Raw genomic sequence first — 21,442 nt, forward strand, 5'->3', positions numbered from 1 at the left:
CCGTTTTGGCAACAGCAGGAATTGATATGGCTTTATCTTATGAAGTCTATAAGTCCGCCGGATGTCTGTTCCATTGCTGCCCTTCTTCCGCCGGACATATTATGCGGTTGTGATGAGCGTGCAGTATTGCGCTCGAACGGCCCCTGTGCTATGGATGATGCATTCATTCCCTGGCTGTGTCCGAGAACCTGTGCACTCTTGACACCTGTCATAATTGCCATCACTCTTACTTTGCCTTCAAATTCACTGTTGATACGGGCACCCCAGATGACATCTGCGTGCGGATCGAGTTCATATGTCAGTGTGCTTGCAATATCTTCAGCATCGGAGAGTGTGAGATCGCTGCCGCCTGTTATGTGGATGAGACTGCCTGTCGCTCCCCTGTAATCGATATCCAGGAGCGGGTGGTTCAGGCATTCGTGGACTACGCTCTCGGACTTGTTCTGCTGCTTGCTCTCGCCGACAAGCATTACTGCGACTCCGCCTTTGCTCATGATCGCCCTGACATCTGCATAGTCGATATTGATCAGTGACGGTTCGGTTATTGTCTCTGAGATTCCCTTTACGGTCTCTGCGATAAGCTGGTCCATTACAGAGAATGCCTGGCCAAGCGGCAGGTTGGGAACAAATGTCATCAGCCTGTTGTTGTCGAGAACAATAACTGAGTCAGCCGCATTTGAAAGGGCTTCAAGTCCCTCTTCTGCACGAATGAGTCTTGCCTTTTCTACCTGGAAAGGATAGCTCACCATTCCTATGACAATTGCTCCCTGCTCCTTTGCAATCTGTGCTACGACCGGTGCGACACCTGTGCCGGTTCCCCCGCCCATTCCTGCAGTTACGAATACGAGGTCTGCGTCCTGGAGAAGTCCTTCAAGTGTTGTGCGTGCCATCTCGGCCGCTCTCTTTCCGACATCCGGGAAACCTCCCGCTCCAAGACCCTTTGTCAGTGACTTTCCGACAAGGACTCTCTTGTCAGCCTGGATCATCTCGAGGTGCTGTTTGTCGGTGTTGACCGCGATGGTTTCAGCGCCCTTGACCTTCATGTGGTAAAGCCTGTTGATGGTGTTGTTGCCTGCACCTCCGCAGCCGACGATGACGATGCGTGGCTGACCTACGAAATCATCATCTCCGATGACCCCGGGCTTCTTATAATTCTGTTCAAATTCAGCGTGTTTTAGTGCTTCGTTAATAATGCTCTGCATTTTCAAATTCCTCCTGTTCCTCAAATTTTAATTCCGAATCCTCCGAAATCAGAATTACATTTCAAACGAGATCTGCTCGCTGTCTCTTATCACACGATTTGCATGCCTTTCGATTAAGTCCCTGACTGCATATCTGACAGCTTCTGATACCGTAGGGAATTCCCCGGCATCGACAAGCTTTTCCAGCATTGCTACCTGTTGCGGAGGCAGTCTTATCGTTACTCGTTCCATCATTGAAATCACTATGTCTGACATTTGACAGACAATTGTCTGCTTTTTGTCTGACATTTGTCGTTCATTTGTCAGACTTAATCTGACATTGATAGAATATACATCCATTATATAAATACTAATCGGTTTAATACACCGTCTGCCGACAAACAATTTTATCCCTGAAAACCCAATTATTTCTAAAAAGGAGGAATATTAGTCTGAAATCAGGAAGTTTGTCCAAAGTAAAGCACGGGGGGGCCATGCAGATTAAAAATAAAAACCCCTCTAAGGATCTCCTTGATTTCAGCGCCAGCCTGAATCCTTATCCCCCGGAAATTGACTGGGACCCTTCTTCGATTTCGATAGCCGAATATCCGGACGATTCCTATTACGAACTGAAAGAATCAATTGCCCGCAATTTCCGATGCGATACTGAAGAGATATGTGTAGGCAACGGTTCGATTGAAATCATTAGAGCATATTTCCATACAGTTCTCAATCCCGGGGAAAAAGTTGCCCTCGATAAGCACACATTCGGCGAATATCAGCTCTCTGTGACTCTTGCAGGCGGTTCATGCGTAGATTTAAATTCTCCTTATTCGGCAAGGGTAATCTGCAACCCTAACAACCCTACAGGCTCTTTAATCCGGAAAGATGAGATGCTTGAGATCGCCGGGGAAGAATATGAAAAAGGGCGGCTACTGTTCATCGACGAGGCATTTATGGATCTCTCGGATACAGATGAAACACTTATTGGCTACAGGAAACCGGGGACATTCATCAGCCGGTCTATTACAAAATCATTCGCGGTTCCCGGTATCCGGTTCGGATTCGGGGTGGGAGAACCTGAACTTATAGAAAATATTGAGATCGTAAGAACTCCATGGACCGTGAATTCATTTGCGGCTGCCTATTGTATCGAGGCAATGAAGCATTACGGCGAACTTGAAGATTCCAGGATTAAGATAATTTCTGAAAAGAAGTGGCTTTATGGTAAATTTGAAGATCTAGGTCTCGAATATCTTCTTTCAGGTACAAATTATATTCTCCTGAAATGCCCGGTTCCTGCATCTGATTTTACTGCGGCACTATTGAATCATGATATCTTTGTCAGGGACTGCACTTCGTTCGGCCTTCCGGACTGTATCCGGGTAGCAGTCAGAAAAAGAGACGAAAATCAACAGCTTGTGGAGGCGATTGAGTCCTGCTTGCTTTAATCATGGCCGGCGGTGCGGGGTCAAGGCTTGATATGGGCGAAAAGCCTTTGGTTAAAGTTTCAGGAAAACCTATGCTGCAGTATGTCGCAGAAGCTTTCATAGGTGCAGGCTGTGATATCCTTATAATTACTTCGCATCTCGTACCTATGACAAAGAACTGGTGCAGGGCGATGGGTTATGATACCTATAATGCTTCCGGCACGGGATATGTCGAAGATCTCTTTGAATGTATAAGAGAAACCTCTCTGAAAGGTCCTGTATTTTCCTGCGTATCCGATCTTCCGGGAATAACTGCCGATATAATCAGCGAGGTTTTTGAAACATACCGGTCAAAAGGAAAACCGGCATTTTCCGTTTGGGTTCCGGAAGAATATTTTATTGAAGCCGGGTGCACTCCATCTTATGTTGAAGATGTTGAGAGTTGTCCTGCATGCCCTGTCGGTCTGAATATCATCGATGCTTCGATGGCGGACGATGCCCAGGATGAGTACCGTTTTCTTTTTAGAAAACCTGAACTTGCTTATAATGTAAATTGCAAAAAAGATTTTGAATCTTTCCTCAAATTTATTGAAAGAGATAAATTAGGGCTGTAATGCAAAATATAATGTCATTGGAAGCCCAACAAATAACGATATGGAGACGTCCAGGGAAATAGAACTTGAAGGTCATATTATCGATTCCGGAATAATGACCCGGGTTTTTGATAAAGTTCTCGACATGGGCGGAAATTTTGAAGTGATGAACTTCGAAATCGGCAAGAAAAAGCAGGATGTAAGTTATGCAAGACTGTTGATCTCCGCCCCTGACCAGATTCAGCTTGATGAGATTCTTAGTGCACTCCATCGCCTGGGTGCGAAGATGCCGGAGGTTGAATCGCTTGTATGCGAACCTGCCGAAGGAGATAAGATCGTCCCGAAGGGATTTTACTCGACGACGAATCATCCGACATTTGTGAATTACAACGGCAAATGGATTGAAGTCGAAAACATAGAGATGGACTGCCTTATAGTCCTTGATAGAGATAGCCGCAGGGCTTTTTGTACGCCTCTTTCAAATCTTAAGAAAGGCGACTACGTGGTCATTGGAGAAAAGGGGGTACGTATTGTACCGCCTGAAAGGCCCCGTAAGGTCAATATATTCGAATTTATGCAGAATACGGTGTCTTCAGAGCGGCCTAGTGAAACAATTATCTCCAAAATAGCTGCCCAGATGATCGACATGAAAGAGAAAGGCTCAAAGATCGGACTTGTCGGAGGTCCGGCGATCATCCACACCAGAGCAGCACCTGCTCTGGCGGAGATCATCAGGGAGGGCTATATCGATGTTTTGTTCGCGGGCAACGCTCTTGCCACGCACGATATCGAATACAATCTCTTCGGGACATCGCTGGGTATGGAGCTTGATTCGGGAAAACTTACAACAGGTGGACATAAAAACCATATCTACGCAATAAGCGAGGTTATCAGGGCAGGATCGATAAAGCAGGCAGTAGATAAAGGCATAATCAAAAAAGGAATCATGTATGAATGCATTAAGAATAATGTCCCGTTTGTTCTCGCAGGGTCGATACGCGATGACGGCCCGCTTCCTGATGTAATTACAGACGTGATCGAAGCTCAGGAGGAGATGAGGAAGTACATCCGGAATCTGGATATGGTGCTGATGATAGGAACACTCCTTCACTCGGTCGCTGTCGGCAACTGTCTGCCGTCATATGTAAAGACAATATGCGTGGATATCAATCCTGCATCAGTTACAAAACTTAATGACAGGGGATCTTCGCAGGCCATAGGCGTAGTAAGCGACGCGGGAACATTCCTCCCGCTGCTTGCGGAAAAACTTAGAGAACTTAAAAAATAATTTTATGAATTTGTTAATATTTACTATAAAAATCTGGATCCTGATCCTTTAGATTTCCTTGCCCTAACCCCTAACTTTTTGGCTTTTTGCTGTCTCATATCTTTCTCCGGCGACCCCGGGCACCCACGGCCAAAGGCCGGTGGACGGCCCCTACCTGGGGGCCTTGCCTTAAGATAACCATCTCATTGCACGCTCAGGGGACCGGCAAGGGTCCTCTGAACTGTTTAATTTAGCTTTGTTTGGAAATCCGGAGACTTTTAGATCTCTCGTTTTGATTCCAACAAGTTTTGTAGATTTTCATCGGTTTTTGTATGATGAAATCGCACATCATGGGCGTTTTATATCAATATTTTTAATGACTGGCATATTTGCTGATCAACAAAAATTTAAAAATTAACTGGTAAGGGGCATCCCGTAAGGTCTCTCGTTTTCAAGAATAAATTCCCATTCATTTTTGCACTTGCAATCGGTTTCGAAATGGGCCTTCAGGTATTCCCTGTCTGCATTTAATGAATAGTTATTGATTGCATCCACCAGGTCATAATCGCATATTCCGCAGTTATGAGGGCCGCGTTTCTTTCCGCCGCCCACAGGATCGCATGTTATATGAATTCCGCAATCGGTATTGACAAGGACATCAATGACACTCCATAAATATGCCGGCCTGTATGCACCTCTCTTCCAGTAATATTCTACTTCGGTTTTGCTCTGGACAGTGCACACATTCATCGAGATCAAATCGGAATACGATGCAGATTCATGTATCGACTTTTTCATATCCTCTATGGACTCTCTTTCCGACAGGAAAAGAGGTTTCATCATGAGATATGTCTTCACTCCTGCCCCATACTTTTTTGTGATTTCTGCAGCATTTCTGAAATCATTAAAAGTGTTGCCTTTGTCTATGCATTTCTCTCTTATTTTATCGTTAGTGGTTTCAAGCCCCATCGAGATATAGAAATTTCTGCCGGATTCATCCTGTTTCATTGAATTTGCGACTTCGTCAAGAACTTCATCATTTACATATTCCGGACGTGTTTCGAAGATAACGATCTTATCTCTGAACCTGACTAGTATCTCATTCCTGGCGTCTTCAGGGACTTCAACAGGATCGAGAAAACTACCTGAAGTGAATATTTTGATCAGCCCGAATTTACCTGTCTCATAATTATTGCTGATCCAGTTAAGCTGACTTATAATGCTGTTCTTCAGAAACAGGGGATCTTTATGGTCGTGCCTTTCAAATTTATATCCGCACATCAGGCAGCGGTTCCAGGAACATCCTCCCGTTTTGAAGATAATTGTCAGACAATCGATAATTTTGCCGTCGATCCGGTCTTTTCCCGTCCAGCTTGCAAGTGGTTTTTCCTGGTGATCCAATATCATTTAATGCTATAGTGATTGATTTTTAGATATGAAAAGGATCGCCTTTGTTCTGCTAATCGTTGCAGCACTAACAGCATCGGCGTCGGCTTACAGCTTCGTATTTGAAGTTCCTTCAACAATATATAAAGGTGAAGATATCTATATTGAAGGTTCAAGTAATTTACCTGCCGGAACTACGATGCAGCTGGCTCTGTACCAGCAGAAAGGAACAATTAAAGAATTAGAAAGGAATTCATTAACAATCCAGGACGGAGGATACTGGAGTACATATTTTGAGACATCGGATCTTAGTGCAGGAACGTATAAGATAGGAGTTCCTACCGAATATTCAGGGGATCTCGGCTCCAGTTCTACTAATAACCAGATGTTTGAGATCGTTGATCGTTCTTCGGAGATCGTGATAACTTCATCTTCCGAACAGCAGTATAACGGATATCTTAAAATATCAGGGAAATGCGCAACACGCGGCTCTGCAGGTGTCCAGCTGCTTGTCGAGGGCCCGTATGGAATAGTATACCCGAAACAGTGGATAAGTACTGATTCATCGGGATATTTTAGTGAATCCGTCCCTATCGAGACCGAAGGAACCTTTGAAGCATCATTCTATGACAACAACGGCCTCATAGCGATGGTAACCTTTGAAGTGACCCCGGGTGTTATGACGCCGCAGCCTACGACTTCATCAAATACGTCTTCGACAGGAACCGGATCAATAATGCAGGCGCAGGCATTTTCATCGTTCAGTTCTCCTGCATATTTTACAGTAGAAACGGAACCGGGAATTCTTGAAATATACACGTCAGCGGGAAAGAACTGGGTTGTATGTTATGTAGGAGAAGATCTCGCTGAATTTACCGTTGATCAGCATAATGATAATTCGGCTGAAAAAGTCACTATCCCTGTTGAAGGCGGCAAGGTTTATGTAAAGGTCTATCCTGCAGACGAATCGGAAAGCGGGTATGTAACCTTGTATGCGGATGGAGCATCATCGATTAAGGTGTCAAGCGATGCAGAAGAAATTTTCAGCAACCTGGAAAATGAGAAAAACCCGCAGAGCGGCCCTGAAATGTGGATAGCTTTAATTTCAGCATGTATTGCATTTGCGGTCGCGGGCTTTGCCATTAAAAGGCAATAACGCCACATTTTTTAATTCGTAGATTTAATTAATATGAGGGCCGAGATAGTCTAGTCCGGGAAGGCGGTGGCCTTGAAAGCCACTGGTGTTTGCACCTCGGGAGTTCAAATCTCTCTCTCGGCGTTTTGCCAGAATAAGAATAATTATTCCTCATAGAGGAGGATTTCTATTATGTGTATTGCTATACCTGCAGAAGTGCTGGAGATAAAGGATGGCAATGTGGCTTTAGTTGATTATGGTGATCTTCAACAGGAGGTTCGCATTGATCTTGTCGATGTTGAGGTTGGAGAATTCGTCCTTGTTCACGTGGGCTTCGCGATCCAAAAATTAAGCCGTGAAGAGGCTTTACAGACAAGACAGGTCTTTAAGGAAGTATACGCTGCAATGGAGGAATAATGCACGAGTACTCCATTGCATATGATATATATGCAACCGCGAAAAGGGCAGCGGAAGACAATTTTGCAACTAAAGTAAAGAAGGTTCACGTCGGTGTGGGCGAACTGACGATGATAAATCCCGAACAGGTTATCTTCCTGTTCGAGACTATGTGCGAGGAAGAATCTCTTTTTAAGGACTGTAAGATTGAATGTACGAGTATTCCTGTCAAAAGCGAATGCGAATGCGGGTATTCCGGAAACGAGAGATTTGTATGTCCTGATTGCGGGAAGCTTCCTGTTGTTAAAGAGGGTATGGAGATTCTGGTTACAAATATCGAGATAGAGGTTGAAGATGAAGACGATTGACCTGATGCACGGAGCCGGCGGCGCGATCTTTGCCGAACTCCTTGGAAAGACTTTGACTGCATATACTCACAATAATGCCGGAGGTATTGGCCTCGAAGCTCTTGATGACGGAGCGGTTATCCCAATCAACGGTTCTAATATCGTTCTTACTACAGATTCCCATGTTGTAAGGCCTCTTTTCTTCCCGGGAGGGGACATCGGGAGGATCGCAGTATGCGGAACGGCCAATGATCTTGCAATGATGGGTGCGAAGCCCATAGCTTTGACATGCGCAATGATAATCGAAGAGGGCTTCGAGATCCCGCAGCTTGAAAGGATCGTGAAATCGATGGATGAGGCCCTTGGGGAGTGCGGTGCGTCCATCGTTACAGGGGATACGAAGGTTCTTGAAAAGGGAGCACTTGACGGCATTGCAATTAATACCGCCGGAATCGGGGTCGCGGAAAAACCTGTAAGGGATTGCGGCCTTAAACCCGGTGATGTGATTCTATCGAGCGGAACCCTGGGGGATCACGGACTTGCGATTCTTACAGCAAGAGAAGGCTTCGATCTCGGCGAACAGATACACTCCGATGTTGCGCCTGTTTGGAATATCGTCGAGAATGCGATGGCTGCAGGCGATGTGCATGCGATGAAGGATCCTACACGCGGTGGTTTTTCAAATGCGATCAATGAGATGGCTGAAAAATCGGGTGTCCAGGTAAGAATCAGGGAAGAAGATCTCCCGGTGAGAAGGTCGGTTGCAAGCGCATCCGAACTCCTTGGCATAAATCCGCTTGATGTCGCCAACGAGGGAAAGGTGATCATGGGCGTTGCAGCGGATGATGCCGAAGAGATTCTTGCGGCGATCCGCATGTCAAAGTATGGACAGGATGCCGCAATTATCGGTTATGTAGTCGAAGGGAGTTCGGTCATTATGGAGACTTCAATAGGCGGCGAGAGGTTTATCGAACCCCCTATAGGCGATCCGGTCCCGAGGGTCTGCTGAAGACCGATCGCCAGTTTTATTTTTATTAATGGATATTATCTTCTGAGTTCGTTTTATGTCCGGTTATTGCGATCTAATCCTGAAAAATGTCTCTACCCCGTCGGGTATTGTAGTCGATATTTCAATAAAAGATGGTGTTGTAGTCCATTCCGGGTCCTCAGGACGGGCTGAAGAGATCATTGATTGCACAGGACTGCGTGTACTTCCGGGCGCAATAGATATGCATGTCCATATGAGAGGGGGAATGGCGCAAAGTTCGAAGGAGACATGGGAGACGGGTACGAAGAGCGCTCTTGCCGGTGGCGTTACGCATGTCGTGGACCAGCCGAACTGCATTCCCCCGGTAAAGGATGTTCCGTCATTTGAATCCAGACTTGCCGAAGCGAAGGAACAGGCATTCTGTAATTTTTCCATCAATGGCGGTGTAATGGAGGGTGCGGACCTTCCCGGAATGCATCGTGCCGGTGCGGCGGCCTTCGGGGAGATCTTTGCAGCACCGTCAAGCTACGGCGAGGGAATTCCTGAAGAATTCCTTGGGCAGGCGTTTCTGGAGCTTGAGAAGATCGGTGGCCTTGCGACGGTCCATGCCGAGACAGTTACGGAAGGTTTGGATGATTCGCTCTTCGCACATACCAGACTGAGGTCGCCTGAAGGTGAGGCGCTTGCGGTCTCAAAAGTAATCGAAATGGCTCCCAAAAACCTGAGACTTCATTTCTGTCATCTTTCCTGCCCTGAGTCCGTGAATCTTGTATCGGGGAAGAATACATTTGAGGTAATGCCTCATCACCTCCTGCTTTCGACGGAGATGTTTGATAATCACGATACCTTTGCAAAAGTAAATCCCCCGGTAAGGGATGAAGAGACAAGACAGGAACTTTGGAAGTACTGGGACCGGATAGATGTCCTTGCATCTGATCACGCCCCCCATACAATCGCCGAAAAGTCGGCTGAGTTCTCCTGTGCTCCGTCCGGCATCCCGGGTGTCGAGACGATGATCCCTCTCTTCCTTGCGCTTGTATACAGGAAGAAGATCTCTCTCCGGTCGCTCATCGATAAAACAACCGTCAATCCTGCACGGATTCTTCATATGAATTGCGCCGGGTTCGAACCGGGAATGCGTGGAGACTTTGCCATATACCCGAAGACCCCGGAGTTGATCGATCCGGAAAGACTTCACAGTCTTGCAGGATGGACTCCTTACGAGGGTATGGAAGGTGTGTTCCCGGAGAAAACAATTCTTGGCGGAGATGTCGTTTATTCGGATGGGGAATTCTTCAGGGGTAATCCCAAGTGGATTCCTGGAGACGGATATATAGAATAAACTTCAATATATACTGTCGAAAATTGCGATTCATATAGGTCCCCGGGTGATTACAGGACTAAAGCCCTAATGTGAGCCATGGGACAACCCGGAATCGCTACAGACATCAAAGCCCGGCGTTAGGGTTTAAATGGTGAAGAACGGCGAGATGCCACTTGTGATCCGATTTTGTTAAATGCCGGGCGATACTCATTCTTAAATAGATATATGAATTACAGGGACGCTCTTTTACAGTCAGGCGATGCTGTCCTGATCAGTCTTGATGTCTCTCCCGGTAGTAAAAAAACCGTCTTCCCAGCAGGGTACAATGAATGGCGAAACGCGATCGAGTGCAGAATTAAATCACCGGCGACCGAAGGAAAGGCGAACGCCGAGATTATAAAGACGATAGCAGACTATTTTTCGGTTAAAAAAAGCGATGTGGCGATTGTCTCCGGTTCAACTTCCGGCCAGAAGAAAATAAAGATCTCGGGGATCTCTTTGGAAGATGCTTTGGGGAAGCTTTCAGTGGATCTTGGGGAATAACTTGTTTTTGGATTTTTTGATTCTGATATCTTTTTAAAATTACCACAATAATCTAATAATTTTGGTTACATTACTTTTTTATCTGGAGGGAGAGTTGCTATTTTGGGTAATTAATTGCAATTTTTTGGAACCGGAGGGATGCTCGTCCATCCCGAGGCGACCTATCGCAACGAGGGGGAGGGTCACAGGGAGGGGGAAAACATCCCCCTCTCTGAATACTGATTTGATTAGGGCATAAGCCCCTGACGGGGCAGCCCTATGCTCAGTCCGCTTCGCGAACTTTCGCAATCGTGATAACCCGGCCTGGACGCTACCCTCCGGGTAGCCTCGGCCGGGTGACAAAACTCTTGCTCCGTTGGATGGGAACAAGAGATAATCTCCTTCTTTCCATCCATCGACCATTCAATATTCTAACTTATTTTTAATCTGGTGACCAAAGGTCGCCCCTTGGGTTTCGAAAGGGGGACTGTCCTTCAGATCATAAGATAATTTAAATAATTTTAAGTAATATTTGTGAATTGCTTCATGAATTTAACATTTCACGTATTTGGAATATTCACAGCATTACAGCATTACAGGAGGAATTATTATTGTACATACCTGAAACAACAAAATATCAGGTTCACCTTGGATTCGCTATCGAGGGGGTGGTCGAGAAGTCCGATATAATCGGAGCCATATTCGGGCAAACCGAAGGACTTCTCGGCGAAGACCTGGACCTGCGTGATCTCCAGAGATCAGGAAGAATCGGAAGAATCGATGTAGCAAGTGAGAGTAAAAAGGGCGAAACGAAGGGTGAGATTCTTATCTCGTCCTCGCTTGATAAGGCGGAAACAGCAGTGCTCGCCGCTTCTCTTGAGACAATAGAAAGAGTAGGTCCGTGCAGCGGGCGCTTTAATGTAAAGAAGATAGAGGATATCAGGATCTCAAAACGGAAACACATCGTCGGAAGGGCCAAGGAGATATTGATCGAATCCTTTGAAGAAGGAATTATCGACACGAATGAGATACTCGATCAGGTCAGGGAATATGCACGTATAGAAAAAATCGTCGAGATAGGGGAAGAAAAACTTCCTGCCGGCCCGAATGTCGAGAGTTCCGATGCGATAATTATCGTAGAAGGAAGGGCCGACGTCATCAATCTCCTCCGTTATGGCATAAAGAACGCCATCGCAGTAGAGGGGACGAAGGTCCCGGGAATCATCAGCCGCTTATGCGAGCAGAAAACCGCGACTGCGTTTCCCGACGGCGATCGCGGCGGAGATATGATCTTAAAAGAACTGTTGCAGGTCGCAGAGATCGACTACGTCGCCATCTGCCCGAGGGGCAGAAGCGTAGAAGATATGTCCCGAAAAGAGATCATAAAATCCATGAGAAACAAGGTCCCTGCCGAACTTATAACCGATGCAGGAGGGACTGTCAATATCGAATCTTACGTACATTCCGTTGAAGAAGGGGCTTTAAAACCCGAAGCGTCAGATGTGGAATCAGAAGCTGTCGCTGTTGACAAAACTCTCCTCAGGCATATGGAAGAGCTGCACGGGGAAAATCTTGTGAGGTTCCTTTCGGATGATTATGAAACAACCGGAGAAGTTCCTTTTTCGGATATCGAAGCCGGCCTGAAGAAAGTAAATTCATCCACATACGGATTAATCACGGACCAGACCGTAAACCAGGTGATAATCGACATGGCTTCCGCAAAAAAGATAAACTTCATCGCTGCTCCCGATTTCCGGGGAATAATCAAAAAGCCGGTGAATATCAGGCTGCTGAAGATACCTTAAATGGTTTGAGGGACAATAATACTATAACTTTTTAAACAGTTGTCAGAGTGTGGTCTTTATGCATAAGGAAGAGTTAATTGCCCTCCATCAGTTTATGTTTACTATCAAGGAAAACCTTGAAAGCGAGAACCCGAATTTATCTTTTGAACACTACAATTCCCTGAAGATAAATCCCAACCAGGTACACAAAAGCAAGATGGAGCACAAACATGCGATATTTGTCCTCGGGGAGGAGATCGCGGATGCAATGAAGGACGTCGAACCTTCCGCTTCAAAGAGAATCGCGGCACGTATGAGTGAACTTGCCCGGAGAACAGAGAAAGAGATAGATGAAATGCCTGATGAAAAATACTGAGTCAGGCTTTAAGTGATTTTTCTTTTTCAACCAAATATTCTGCAATATATTCCGGAATCGGGGCACTCATGCAGTGCCAGTTAGGCGTTCCGTTCACCTCGAGCACGAGATACGAATCCTCCCACGGTAAGAGATCCACTCCGCAGTAATCTATATTCACTGCATTTGCCGCTTTTGATGAGATCTCCGCCATGTTATCGGGGATCTCGGCAACCGCTTCTCCGAGTCCTCCCTGGTGTATGTTGTGCGCAAATGTATCCGAACTTCTCCTTATGGCCCCGACAGCTTCACCGTCGATGACAAACACGCGGTAATCGCAGTTGTTCTTAATGAATTCCTGGATGTAATACGGACTCTCACCAAGTTCGCTGATATTTGTCATCGGATATATTCCGTTTCCGTCGAACCCGTATACCGGTTTATAGACCACTTTTCCGTGCTTCTCAAGAAAAGTCTCTACATGCTCCTGCGAATTGGTGAAGATGGTTTCGGGCGTAGGAACACCCGCTTTGATAAGTCTCGCGGTTGTCTGGACCTTGCTTGCGCAAGTCGCTATGGATTCAGGACTGTTGACGACAGTGTTCGATAGTCCGAGGACCGACAACGCTTCAAACTGAACACCGTCCTGGCGGATGCCGCAGGCCCAGATCAACTCACCTTCGATTCCCGGATTGAAAGGATTGATTTTATCAAGATCCAGGTATTCCCAGGGAGCATTCCGCTTATCAAGTGCGGAAACGACCATCCCCGTAGAATTGTCATCAGGCGTATCCGTCGGTTTCTTAATTATATGTATCATAAAAAAAGTTTATTCTAAATTATCTAATGGATCAAGTTCTTTTATGTCTTTCCCGTATTTTCTCCAGACCTTTTCCCTGAATACGGGGCCGGAGTTATATGTGCAGAAAGGAATCAGGCGTCCTTCAGGTGTTGCATAATGGATGCAGCATCTCTGGACGCGGCTCACATCATAATTATAATTGTCCATGAAGTGCATTGTGCCGATGAACAGGGCGTTCCAGTGGAATTCCTTCAATGCCTCGAAATCATGTTTTATAAGTGCATGATAGAGCATCTTCCAGAACTGCGTGGAATTTGAATATTCCCCTTTCTTCAGTGAGGAGTGAACTCCCTTAAGGCCCTCGGCCAGTGTCATGTACTTGTTGATTACCGAAGGATCATCGATCTTCTGCGACATATTATTCATGACTTCAAAGAAGGTGTCCACGTCGATCATCTTATTGATCGGAACCAGGCCTTCATCCGTTACAAAGGCATATGTCGCCGCACCGCAGTGTTGGTGTGCCGTGAAGGTGATTTGCGGTTTTCCTGTATATTTTTCTATGAGCTCTGAGATCGGGACAACCGACGGAACCGGGTAAAAATATTCCTTTTTCATCACGCCGTCGGTCTGTTCTTCTATTCTGTCCAGGAGATCCGGAATTGTGACGCGTTCCTTCTCGATATCGTCTTCCGATGCAGCGCCTGTAAATGCTACCGGCTGGAAGTTAATTCCCCTTACGACGTCGTTATGCTCGGCTGCGAATTTTATTATATCCCCGACTTCGTGATCGTTCTTTCCGTTTATTACCGTAGGAACCAGAACAACTCCCTGGCCGCACGCAGCGCAGTTATCTATAGCTTTTTTGCTTAATTTTATGAATGGATTGGTTTCCTTCGTTACGCCGTCAAAATGCAGGTATACTGTAGAAAGACCCGCATCTTTGAGCTGTTTTACATATTCGGGATCACGCGCAAGTTTAATTCCGTTCGTCGCCATCTGGACCTGATTGAAACCCATTTCACGTGCTTTTTTTATGATTTCAATAAGATCGTCGCGCATTGTCGGTTCTCCGCCGGAGAACTGTACTGCCGGTGCAGGGCATGGCCTTTCATCCCTGAGCACCTTAAGCATCCCGACAATCTGGTCGAAGTCAGGTTCGTAGACAAAACCGCATGCCCTTGCGTTTGCAAAACAGAACTCGCAGTTGAGGTTGCACCTGTTTGTAAGATCGATATTCGCCAGCAGGGTTGTGGATTTATGGTTGTTGCAAATTCCGCAGGCTGTAGGGCATTCTTCTATGGAAGCCGTTACCTGTGGATTTTCCAGGCCCGATCCCGGGCTGTCGTACTGATCGTATCGCCTGAACATCTCGGCATCAGACCAGTATAATGCCTTATAAGTCCCATGTTCCGGACATGTCCTGACGATCCAGATTTTATTGTCTTCCTCAATAATTTCTGCCGGCAGAACCGCACCACATTCCGGGCAGAGACTTTTGGTATTTTTGATCACCATGGTAACTCACTTATTTTTTCTTGATCCTTATTTAATTCATTTATGAGAACTGATAATGCATTAAAGTTATTTTTTCAACTGTTTTGATACATTATATATTTTATTAATACTTTAATTATTAGACATATTGTTGCCGGACAATTTAGATTTATGGAGTGTAATTTATCCGTTTCTTCTTGCATTCTGGATAATGATACCTGCATATGTACCCAACTCAGCTGCTGCAGTCTTCGGAGGAGGAAGACCTATCGACGGAGGGGAAAACTGGAGCGACGGGAGACGCATATTCGGGGAGGGAAAGACATGGAGAGGCTTCATAGGTGGTGTTTTGTCGGGAATCATATTCGGTATACTGCTTATAGTTATCGAAAATGCCTTCGGCTGGTCGATCCAGACTCTTCTTTCGGTTATTCTCCTCTCGCTCGGTGCACTTCTGGGGGATCTCGTCAAGAGTTTCTTTAAAAGAAGGCTGGATAAAAAACGCGGTGAGGAATGGCTTATCGCCGATCAGTATGATCTTGTGGCAGGCTCCATGCTTCTCGTTTTCGTCTTCGACTACGGCTGGGCCGTTCAGCATATAACAATTGCAGTTTTAATATGTATTCTGATAATCACTCCTCTACTTCACAGGGGTGTAAACATAATCGGTTATATGATTGGAGTAAAGGATGTTCCATGGTAAACAGAATTGCGGATATTCTCATTAAATACGGTGCGATAGAGTTCGGTGATTTCACCCTGGCCTCCGGTGCCAAAAGCAGTTACTATATCGATATGAAGACTGCATCTACAAACCCGGAACTTCTCGCGATTATCGGTAAGGAGATTGCGGAGAATTATGAGTTCGATGTGGTCGCCGGAGTTGCGGTCGGCGCAGTTCCGATCGCCGTTGCAGTATCCCTTGCGTCGGGGAAACCCTACTGTATCATCAGGAAGGAGGAGAAGGCTCATGGAAAATCCGGTAAACTTATCGGTGATGTCATAAATAAAAAGGTACTTCTCGTCGAAGACGTGACGACTTCGGGGGGCAGCGTTCTCTTCGGAGTCGATGTCCTCCGGGAGAATGATGCGGATATAAGTGAGGTTGTAACTGTGGTTGATCGTGAGCAGGGTGCGTTCGAGCGGCTTAATTCCGCCGGCGTCATTTTGTCGGCACTTGTAAGGGCATCCGAAATTGTTGATATAGAATCTTAGGTTTTTTGTTTTTGCGGTGATACAGATGGTTATGAAAATACTTGTCGTGGGTGGCGGCGGAAGAGAACATGCAATAGTATCGGCATTATCCCGCAACAGCGACGCAGAGATATATTCGGTGATGTCAAAGAGGAATCCGGGTATCGAAAGTCTTTCGGAAAGAATTTTGATCGCAAAAGAGACGGACGTTTCGTCCGTAGTCCGGTTTGCCGAATCCGTAGGGGCCCGGTATGCGGTAATCGGACCCGAGGCGCCGCTTGAGGCAGGCATTGCGGATTCCCTTGAAGAGAAGGGGATCGGGTGTTTCGGGCCGGGAAGAGCGGCGGCACGTCTTGAAACCGACAAGGGCTTCTGCAGGGAGATGATGGAGAAGCACGGTGTTGCCGGCTGTCCCCACTACAGGATATTTAATAATACGGATGATGCGTGCGATTTCGTCATGGATTATGACGGCGATCTCGCCATTAAACCCGTCGGCCTGACCGGAGGCAAGGGCGTAAAGATAATGGGGGAGCATTTCGATAAGGAAGGAGCCGTAGAATATATAAAAACTCTTTCCGGGGGCGTTGTTCTTGAAGAGCGCCTTATAGGGGAAGAATTTACCCTTATGGCCTTTGTCGACGGCATAAATCTTGTTCCGATGCCCCTGGTCCAGGATCACAAGAGAGCATTCAATGGTGATGTCGGACCCAATACCGGCGGCATGGGCTCATATTCGATGCCCGATCATATGCTGCCGTTCGTAACCGGTGATGACTATCAACGTGCTCTTGAGATAATGAAGGACACTGTGGCGATGATGGCCGAAGAGGGGCATGTATATAAGGGAATTTTATACGGCCAGTTCATGAATACATCCGAAGGCCCCAAGGTTATTGAATTCAATGCGAGATTCGGCGACCCTGAAGCGATGAACGTCCTGACACTGCTGTCATCCGATTTCACGGAGATCGTGGAAGCTGTGGTGAACGGAACGCTGGATGAATGCGACGTCACATTCAGGAAGATGGCTACGGTATGCAAGTACCTCGTTCCCGAAGGATACCCCGAAAACCCGACTGCCGGGGACCCTTTCTTCATTAAAGATCAGGGAGACGCCTACCTGTATTATGCAAATGTGCTTGAAGAGGACGAACGCCTGTACACCCAGACTTCAAGGACTCTCGCCTTCGTCGGGATGGCCGAAACCCTGCAGGAGGCGGAAGCAATTGCAGAGAAGGCCGCCGGATCGGTTAAGGGCGCCGTAAGATACAGGAAGGATATCGGGACCGATGAAGTCCTCCAAAAGAGAATCGCACATATGAAGGAGATCAGATGAAAAAGGACATCCTGTCGATCCTGGATTTAAACAGCGAAGAACTTACCGGAGTACTTGCCCTTGCGGATAAACTTAAGGGCGAGAGAAAGAACGGGATCTTCCCGGAGTATCTGTACAAAAAATCCGTCGGGCTGATATTCGAGAAGGCATCGACCCGGACGAGAATCTCATTTGAAACCGGAATATTCGAACTCGGCGGCCACCCGCTGTTTTTGAATCCGAACGACATGCAGCTCGGAAGAGGCGAGACGATCTCCGATACTGCAAAAGTCCTGTCAAGATATCTTTCGGCGATAATGATGAGATCGTACAGCCACAGGACTGTTGAAGAACTTGCCCTTCATTCGACGATACCTGTCATCAACGGCCTCTCGGACGAGGAGCACCCCTGCCAGATCCTCGCAGACATAATGACGATGCGGGAGAATTTCGGGAATAACCTGGAGGATCTTACGATCGCATGGATCGGGGACGGAAATAACGTCTGCAACTCCCTGATGCTCTCGTCTGCCCTGACAGGATACAGGGTAAATGTAGCAAGTCCGCCTGCTTACGGGCCGAAGGAGAAGTACATCGGACTCGCTGAAAAAGTGGGTGCACACGTGAAATTTTTCGATAATCCGCGGGACGCCGTAAGCGGAGCGGACGTGATCTATACCGACACCTGGATCTCGATGGGTCGTGAGAATGAAAAAGAGGCCCGCATTAATGCATTTAAAGGATACAAGGTGGACGGATCTCTCCTGGCTGAATGTGATAAGGATTCGATCGTCCTCCACTGCCTTCCTGCCCACAGGGGGGAGGAGATCTCCGACGATGTTATCGACGGCCCGATGAGCAGGGTATGGGACCAGGCGGAAAACAGGCTTCATGCACAAAAGGCTCTTCTCGCAAAATTGTTGGGCGACGATATCAGTCAAGAAGTTTCATAAAATCGATTATCTTTTCTCCGTCTCCGGATCTTGATCCTTCAATATGAAGGATCATCTCCTCGATAATTTCATTATTTGATTTCGGTTTGTCCCCTGCGAGTATGCTTTCAAGGGCACGCATCTGGAATATCTTGTGCTGCAGTCTTGAATCTTTATATCCAACAACAGCAACGAAGGAGTTGCATTTTTTATCGAATGTAATCGAGAGGATGTTATCCACGTTGATGTAGCTTCCTTCGAGAGACTTTATCCAGACCATGATTAATATTATGTAAATTCGGATTATGTTTTTTTTGGCTCTTCGTTAATCTGCGTGGGTATAAAAGCAAGTTTCACTACTTTTGGCAACCCCTCGCCGCGAACCGCACAGCAGGTTCGCGGATCGGCCCCGACCTCGGGGCCTCTCAATTGTGACAGGCCGCACAGGGGATAGACAAGTATCCCATGAGCGGCGAGATGCGGTAAACTCCATAGTGTGAACTGAATATGTCAAAAACAGCTTAGGGGACCCTCGTCGGTCCCCTGAGCGTGCCGTGAGATGGCTATCTTAAGGCAAGGCCCCTGGGTAGGGGCCGTCCGGCGGCTTAGCCGCCGGTGCCGGGGTCGCCCGTGTAAGGTATAGTAAGGTATGTAAGCAATATGGCAGTGCTATGAATGTAATATCCGAACTTATGTGAAGATGAGGAAATGCTTTGCATTTCCGGACTCCGAACACATTTTTTTATTCTGATCTTTTAGTTTTCGTCTTCACCGATAAATTTATTCAGTTCGGCCATCATGTAGTCCTGGACCTGAATCGCCACATCCTTTTTGCACCTGAAGGCAAGAAGATTACGGACATCCCCGTCCATGTTTGCATATTTTAACGGACGCTGGCGGGATACGACTTCGACATCGAATTTATTCGAGATATCGACAATAATTGATCTCGGGACTCCCGGGGGTACGATTACATCATATAATTTCTCACTTGCTTCGGATTCGCTCATTAATATAACTCCATTACTTTCCTATCTTCATCCGGCGACTCATGATGCACGGCCCGCCCCTGACACCGCCGATCGGATCGTTCGGTTTTCCGAGAGAGCACATGCAGCGGCCCATAAGAGCGGCGCCTCTTGCAAGACCGTCATCTACAAAGATCACGTGCTTGTAGGGATCTTCGAAAAATCCCCTCTCTTCGATGCCGTTCATGATATATGTCGGCTTGAAGCCGGAAATTGCCGCCCTTCCCGTAAAACCTATGGATGTATTGGGGAGGATCAGGCCTTTTTCATTTGCGACATCGACAAGACGAAGGGCCATGCCGGCACATACGTGATCGATGACCTGGGTCATTATGCCGATGCCGTGTTTCTTATATATTTCTGCGCCGATTGTCTTTAAATCCTCTTCTCCGCTAAAATCTTTACCGCAGTCGCACCCGATCATCGCTATTCCCGATTCCATGGCAAGGTCTGCGCATACAGGGACTTTACCGAATCTCGTCCTGTCGGGAGGAACGATCCTGATGTCTATAAGATCGTGGATCCTCTCTTCGTATTCGGATACCGTCTTTGTCTTCTTCAGCGATAATGAGGATTTGATGCTCTTGTCCCCGAAGAGATCCAGAGCCGTTCCTGTTCCTTCCTTTACCTTGCCTGTACCTCTTATGATCGCATCGGGAATTGCTCCTGCAAGGCCGCAGAAATTTCCGATTGTCTTTGCAAATGGATAAGGATCGTCAGGGGATACGTCGCTTGTTATCCTTCCGTCAAGTGTAGTTCCGAAGTCGATGGATACACAGGGATTCCTGAAATCGACAGGCGTCCACTTGGCTCCTTCTTTGATGCCCGCCATTGCAAGTTCGCCCTCCATCTCGTTTGCGACCATCTCTACACCCGAAGAGCCTATAGGGGGCGAAACACCGGCGACAGTTCCGCAGAACGTGAGTTTGTCCGCAAAACTGAACTCCCTGAGTTTCGGCGGAAGGTTCTCCTTGCTCATGGGGGGGGTCATCTTCTTCGGGGGAACGCCCGCCTCCAGGCAGCCGTTTGCGAGTGCGATGACGAAATCGCCGACCTGTTCGGGTTTGTCCATCGCCGCAACGACACCCGTACTTCTCACGACAAAGTCGAGATCCTCCTTCACGGACAGTTTTGCTTCCTTGTGGCACTGAAGAAGAGTGTCCCGGACCAGTTCGGTTACGGATTCCCTTGATATCGGAGTTCCGACGAGTGTCTCCCCGAATACCTCTTCGCCGGGTTTTGGGGGCCTGACATCGCGGCTCATGCTGACGGTTTTATTGATAATATATGTCCTGCCCGTCTCGAGGTTGGTCCCGGTCAGTATGCATTTCGTGGTGGTATTTCCCATTTCGACGGATGCGACAATAAAGTAGGGTTTCGTGAGATATTCGGGAACCCTCATCCCTGCCCCCTGCCCTACCACGGGGGGAGGGGGGCTTTCAACGATATTGGGAGTTTTCCTTTTGAAAGAAAAGAGTGCACACATATCTAATCGATTATTTTTTTCAGGATTAAATCTTTTGTTTTCTCTAAATTGTTCAGATTTATCCTCTCAAAAATTCTACGTTTTGTTAATTCGCAGATACTGATCTCTGTAATGGATATATTCCTGCAGGATACTTCAGGTTAAAAAAAAAGAACAGGTGCGAATCCTGTTTACCAAAAATAATCCTGAATTAATGTTTTTATGTTGTTCTTTTTATTTACACCAATATATATGAATTAACTTCCCGGTTAAATGACTGATTTTTTTTAATTATTTCATATAAATGCCACATTCATGAAATACTATCTGAGTATTGCTGCCTGTGATCGTCTCAATTTACGACTCACAATCAAAACAGACCCAATCCCCCAATAAACAGACACCATCGTTTCACCATTGGAAAATGCTTCAGGCAGCAGTACCGCAATAATATTTCCTGGAAGATTCTTCATTCAATTTTCAGGATTCTTAAGAATC

The 21,442-nt window shown here is 46.7% G+C and carries 23 protein-coding genes and 1 tRNA gene; 16 read left to right on the forward strand and 8 right to left on the reverse strand.

Features of this window, described 5'->3' with window-relative positions:
* Nucleotides 1–32: 32 nt before the first annotated feature.
* Entirely contained in the window at nt 33–1,202 is a 1,170-nt protein-coding gene (gene ftsZ, locus METPAY_RS02570) for a cell division protein FtsZ (RefSeq protein WP_048148855.1), read from the reverse strand.
* Nucleotides 1,203–1,256: 54 nt separating this feature from the next.
* A complete protein-coding gene (locus METPAY_RS02575) occupies nt 1,257–1,436 on the reverse strand; it encodes a ribbon-helix-helix domain-containing protein (RefSeq protein WP_048131031.1) in 180 nt (59 codons plus the stop codon).
* A gap of 239 nt (nt 1,437–1,675) precedes the next feature.
* Between METPAY_RS02575 and METPAY_RS02580 the strand changes: the two genes are divergently transcribed.
* Genes METPAY_RS02580 through METPAY_RS02590 form a run of 3 tightly spaced genes read left to right on the forward strand, consistent with a single transcriptional unit; the run spans nt 1,676 to nt 4,492 of the window.
* Complete coding sequence (locus METPAY_RS02580) at nt 1,676–2,632, forward strand: pyridoxal phosphate-dependent aminotransferase (RefSeq protein ID WP_048148857.1); 957 nt, start codon at nt 1,676–1,678, stop codon at nt 2,630–2,632.
* Nucleotides 2,633–2,664: 32 nt separating this feature from the next.
* A complete protein-coding gene (locus METPAY_RS02585; RefSeq protein ID WP_169743629.1) occupies nt 2,665–3,225 on the forward strand; it encodes an NTP transferase domain-containing protein in 561 nt (186 codons plus the stop codon).
* A gap of 40 nt (nt 3,226–3,265) precedes the next feature.
* Nucleotides 3,266–4,492, forward strand: a complete 1,227-nt coding sequence (locus METPAY_RS02590; RefSeq protein ID WP_048148863.1) for an ornithine cyclodeaminase — start codon at nt 3,266–3,268, stop codon at nt 4,490–4,492.
* Between the two features lie 393 nt (nt 4,493–4,885).
* Here the strand turns inward: METPAY_RS02590 and METPAY_RS02595 are convergent, their stop codons facing one another.
* Nucleotides 4,886–5,878, reverse strand: coding sequence for an archaeosine biosynthesis radical SAM protein RaSEA (locus METPAY_RS02595; RefSeq protein ID WP_048148865.1), 993 nt, complete (start codon nt 5,876–5,878; stop codon nt 4,886–4,888).
* Between the two features lie 28 nt (nt 5,879–5,906).
* Between METPAY_RS02595 and METPAY_RS02600 the strand changes: the two genes are divergently transcribed.
* From METPAY_RS02600 to METPAY_RS02640, 9 genes are all read left to right on the forward strand, one after another.
* Nucleotides 5,907–7,013 carry a hypothetical protein gene (locus METPAY_RS02600; RefSeq protein ID WP_048148867.1) on the forward strand — a complete coding sequence of 369 codons (1,107 nt, stop codon included), beginning with the start codon at nt 5,907–5,909 and terminating at the stop codon, nt 7,011–7,013.
* 39 nt (nt 7,014–7,052) lie between these two features.
* A tRNA-Ser gene (locus METPAY_RS02605) sits at nt 7,053–7,136 on the forward strand.
* Nucleotides 7,137–7,184: 48 nt separating this feature from the next.
* Nucleotides 7,185–7,409, forward strand: a complete 225-nt coding sequence (locus METPAY_RS02610) for a HypC/HybG/HupF family hydrogenase formation chaperone (RefSeq protein ID WP_013329239.1) — start codon at nt 7,185–7,187, stop codon at nt 7,407–7,409.
* Nucleotides 7,409–7,756 (forward strand): hydrogenase maturation nickel metallochaperone HypA/HybF, encoded by a 348-nt coding sequence (locus tag METPAY_RS02615; protein ID WP_048148869.1) that lies wholly within the window; start codon nt 7,409–7,411, stop codon nt 7,754–7,756. The genes METPAY_RS02610 and METPAY_RS02615 overlap by 1 nt, the downstream gene beginning before the upstream one ends.
* The gene (gene hypE / locus METPAY_RS02620; protein WP_048148871.1) at nt 7,743–8,744 is read left to right on the forward strand and encodes a hydrogenase expression/formation protein HypE; all 1,002 of its coding nucleotides are present in this window, start codon (nt 7,743–7,745) and stop codon (nt 8,742–8,744) included. Before METPAY_RS02615 ends, hypE begins: the two co-directional genes overlap by 14 nt.
* Before the next feature lie 55 nt (nt 8,745–8,799).
* Nucleotides 8,800–10,065: a dihydroorotase gene (gene pyrC / locus METPAY_RS02625; protein ID WP_048148873.1), complete on the forward strand. Its 1,266-nt coding sequence runs from the start codon at nt 8,800–8,802 to the stop codon at nt 10,063–10,065.
* A 207-nt stretch (nt 10,066–10,272) separates the two neighbouring features.
* Complete coding sequence (locus METPAY_RS02630) at nt 10,273–10,590, forward strand: DUF167 domain-containing protein (RefSeq protein WP_048148875.1); 318 nt, start codon at nt 10,273–10,275, stop codon at nt 10,588–10,590.
* Nucleotides 10,591–11,180: 590 nt separating this feature from the next.
* Nucleotides 11,181–12,374: a DNA primase DnaG gene (gene dnaG / locus METPAY_RS02635; RefSeq protein ID WP_048148877.1), complete on the forward strand. Its 1,194-nt coding sequence runs from the start codon at nt 11,181–11,183 to the stop codon at nt 12,372–12,374.
* Nucleotides 12,375–12,432: 58 nt separating this feature from the next.
* Complete coding sequence (locus METPAY_RS02640) at nt 12,433–12,729, forward strand: UPF0058 family protein (RefSeq protein ID WP_048148878.1); 297 nt, start codon at nt 12,433–12,435, stop codon at nt 12,727–12,729.
* 1 nt (nt 12,730) lies between these two features.
* Here METPAY_RS02640 and METPAY_RS02645 read toward each other — a convergent pair whose 3' ends face one another.
* Together METPAY_RS02645 and tes are read right to left on the reverse strand one after the other, a co-directional pair.
* Nucleotides 12,731–13,528: an ATP-grasp domain-containing protein gene (locus tag METPAY_RS02645; RefSeq protein ID WP_048148880.1), complete on the reverse strand. Its 798-nt coding sequence runs from the start codon at nt 13,526–13,528 to the stop codon at nt 12,731–12,733.
* Nucleotides 13,529–13,537: 9 nt separating this feature from the next.
* A complete protein-coding gene (tes, locus tag METPAY_RS02650; RefSeq protein WP_048148883.1) occupies nt 13,538–15,028 on the reverse strand; it encodes a tetraether lipid synthase Tes in 1,491 nt (496 codons plus the stop codon).
* A 190-nt stretch (nt 15,029–15,218) separates the two neighbouring features.
* On the opposite strand from tes, the gene METPAY_RS02655 reads away from it, so the two are divergent.
* The 4 genes from METPAY_RS02655 to argF are packed head-to-tail and all read left to right on the forward strand — an operon-like array spanning nt 15,219 to nt 18,472.
* Nucleotides 15,219–15,710 carry a CDP-2,3-bis-(O-geranylgeranyl)-sn-glycerol synthase gene (locus METPAY_RS02655; protein ID WP_048149057.1) on the forward strand — a complete coding sequence of 164 codons (492 nt, stop codon included), beginning with the start codon at nt 15,219–15,221 and terminating at the stop codon, nt 15,708–15,710.
* Complete coding sequence (gene pyrE / locus METPAY_RS02660; protein WP_048148885.1) at nt 15,704–16,222, forward strand: orotate phosphoribosyltransferase; 519 nt, start codon at nt 15,704–15,706, stop codon at nt 16,220–16,222. Before METPAY_RS02655 ends, pyrE begins: the two co-directional genes overlap by 7 nt.
* 25 nt (nt 16,223–16,247) lie before the next feature.
* The gene (purD, locus tag METPAY_RS02665) at nt 16,248–17,540 is read left to right on the forward strand and encodes a phosphoribosylamine--glycine ligase (protein ID WP_048148888.1); all 1,293 of its coding nucleotides are present in this window, start codon (nt 16,248–16,250) and stop codon (nt 17,538–17,540) included.
* Nucleotides 17,537–18,472 (forward strand): ornithine carbamoyltransferase, encoded by a 936-nt coding sequence (gene argF / locus METPAY_RS02670; protein WP_048148890.1) that lies wholly within the window; start codon nt 17,537–17,539, stop codon nt 18,470–18,472. Before purD ends, argF begins: the two co-directional genes overlap by 4 nt.
* On the opposite strand, the gene METPAY_RS02675 is transcribed toward argF, so the two are convergent.
* The 3 genes from METPAY_RS02675 to METPAY_RS02685 all read right to left on the reverse strand — a co-directional run bounded on the left by METPAY_RS02675 (nt 18,453) and on the right by METPAY_RS02685 (nt 20,965).
* The gene (locus METPAY_RS02675; protein ID WP_048148892.1) at nt 18,453–18,731 is read right to left on the reverse strand and encodes a hypothetical protein; all 279 of its coding nucleotides are present in this window, start codon (nt 18,729–18,731) and stop codon (nt 18,453–18,455) included. The genes argF and METPAY_RS02675 overlap by 20 nt on opposite strands.
* Nucleotides 18,732–19,206: 475 nt before the next feature.
* Entirely contained in the window at nt 19,207–19,461 is a 255-nt protein-coding gene (locus METPAY_RS02680; RefSeq protein ID WP_048148894.1) for a hypothetical protein, read from the reverse strand.
* A gap of 13 nt (nt 19,462–19,474) precedes the next feature.
* On the reverse strand, nt 19,475–20,965 hold the full coding sequence (locus tag METPAY_RS02685; protein ID WP_048148896.1) for a methanogenesis marker 14 protein: 1,491 nt from the start codon (nt 20,963–20,965) through the stop codon (nt 19,475–19,477).
* Between the last annotated feature and the right edge of the window lie 477 nt (nt 20,966–21,442).

Origin of the sequence: Methanolacinia paynteri, from assembly GCF_000784355.1 — an archaeon.
Taxonomy (GTDB): domain Archaea; phylum Halobacteriota; class Methanomicrobia; order Methanomicrobiales; family Methanomicrobiaceae; genus Methanolacinia; species Methanolacinia paynteri.

Coding starts and splice junctions, on each gene's coding strand:
- METPAY_RS02615 (WP_048148869.1), top strand. CDS start 7,409: ATGCACGAGTACTCCATTGCATATGATATATATGCAACCGCGAAAAGG.
- METPAY_RS02610 (WP_013329239.1), top strand. CDS start 7,185: ATGTGTATTGCTATACCTGCAGAAGTGCTGGAGATAAAGGATGGCAAT.
- METPAY_RS02580 (WP_048148857.1), top strand. CDS start 1,676: ATGCAGATTAAAAATAAAAACCCCTCTAAGGATCTCCTTGATTTCAGC.
- METPAY_RS02590 (WP_048148863.1), top strand. CDS start 3,266: ATGGAGACGTCCAGGGAAATAGAACTTGAAGGTCATATTATCGATTCC.
- pyrE (WP_048148885.1), top strand. CDS start 15,704: ATGGTAAACAGAATTGCGGATATTCTCATTAAATACGGTGCGATAGAG.
- METPAY_RS02645 (WP_048148880.1), bottom strand. CDS start 13,528: ATGATACATATAATTAAGAAACCGACGGATACGCCTGATGACAATTCT.
- METPAY_RS02675 (WP_048148892.1), bottom strand. CDS start 18,731: ATGGTCTGGATAAAGTCTCTCGAAGGAAGCTACATCAACGTGGATAAC.
- METPAY_RS02680 (WP_048148894.1), bottom strand. CDS start 19,461: ATGAGCGAATCCGAAGCAAGTGAGAAATTATATGATGTAATCGTACCC.
- hypE (WP_048148871.1), top strand. CDS start 7,743: ATGAAGACGATTGACCTGATGCACGGAGCCGGCGGCGCGATCTTTGCC.
- METPAY_RS02595 (WP_048148865.1), bottom strand. CDS start 5,878: ATGATATTGGATCACCAGGAAAAACCACTTGCAAGCTGGACGGGAAAA.
- purD (WP_048148888.1), top strand. CDS start 16,248: ATGGTTATGAAAATACTTGTCGTGGGTGGCGGCGGAAGAGAACATGCA.
- METPAY_RS02655 (WP_048149057.1), top strand. CDS start 15,219: ATGATACCTGCATATGTACCCAACTCAGCTGCTGCAGTCTTCGGAGGA.
- pyrC (WP_048148873.1), top strand. CDS start 8,800: ATGTCCGGTTATTGCGATCTAATCCTGAAAAATGTCTCTACCCCGTCG.
- METPAY_RS02575 (WP_048131031.1), bottom strand. CDS start 1,436: ATGATGGAACGAGTAACGATAAGACTGCCTCCGCAACAGGTAGCAATG.
- tes (WP_048148883.1), bottom strand. CDS start 15,028: ATGGTGATCAAAAATACCAAAAGTCTCTGCCCGGAATGTGGTGCGGTT.
- ftsZ (WP_048148855.1), bottom strand. CDS start 1,202: ATGCAGAGCATTATTAACGAAGCACTAAAACACGCTGAATTTGAACAG.
- METPAY_RS02600 (WP_048148867.1), top strand. CDS start 5,907: ATGAAAAGGATCGCCTTTGTTCTGCTAATCGTTGCAGCACTAACAGCA.
- METPAY_RS02585 (WP_169743629.1), top strand. CDS start 2,665: ATGGGCGAAAAGCCTTTGGTTAAAGTTTCAGGAAAACCTATGCTGCAG.
- METPAY_RS02685 (WP_048148896.1), bottom strand. CDS start 20,965: ATGTGTGCACTCTTTTCTTTCAAAAGGAAAACTCCCAATATCGTTGAA.
- METPAY_RS02630 (WP_048148875.1), top strand. CDS start 10,273: ATGAATTACAGGGACGCTCTTTTACAGTCAGGCGATGCTGTCCTGATC.
- METPAY_RS02640 (WP_048148878.1), top strand. CDS start 12,433: ATGCATAAGGAAGAGTTAATTGCCCTCCATCAGTTTATGTTTACTATC.
- argF (WP_048148890.1), top strand. CDS start 17,537: ATGAAAAAGGACATCCTGTCGATCCTGGATTTAAACAGCGAAGAACTT.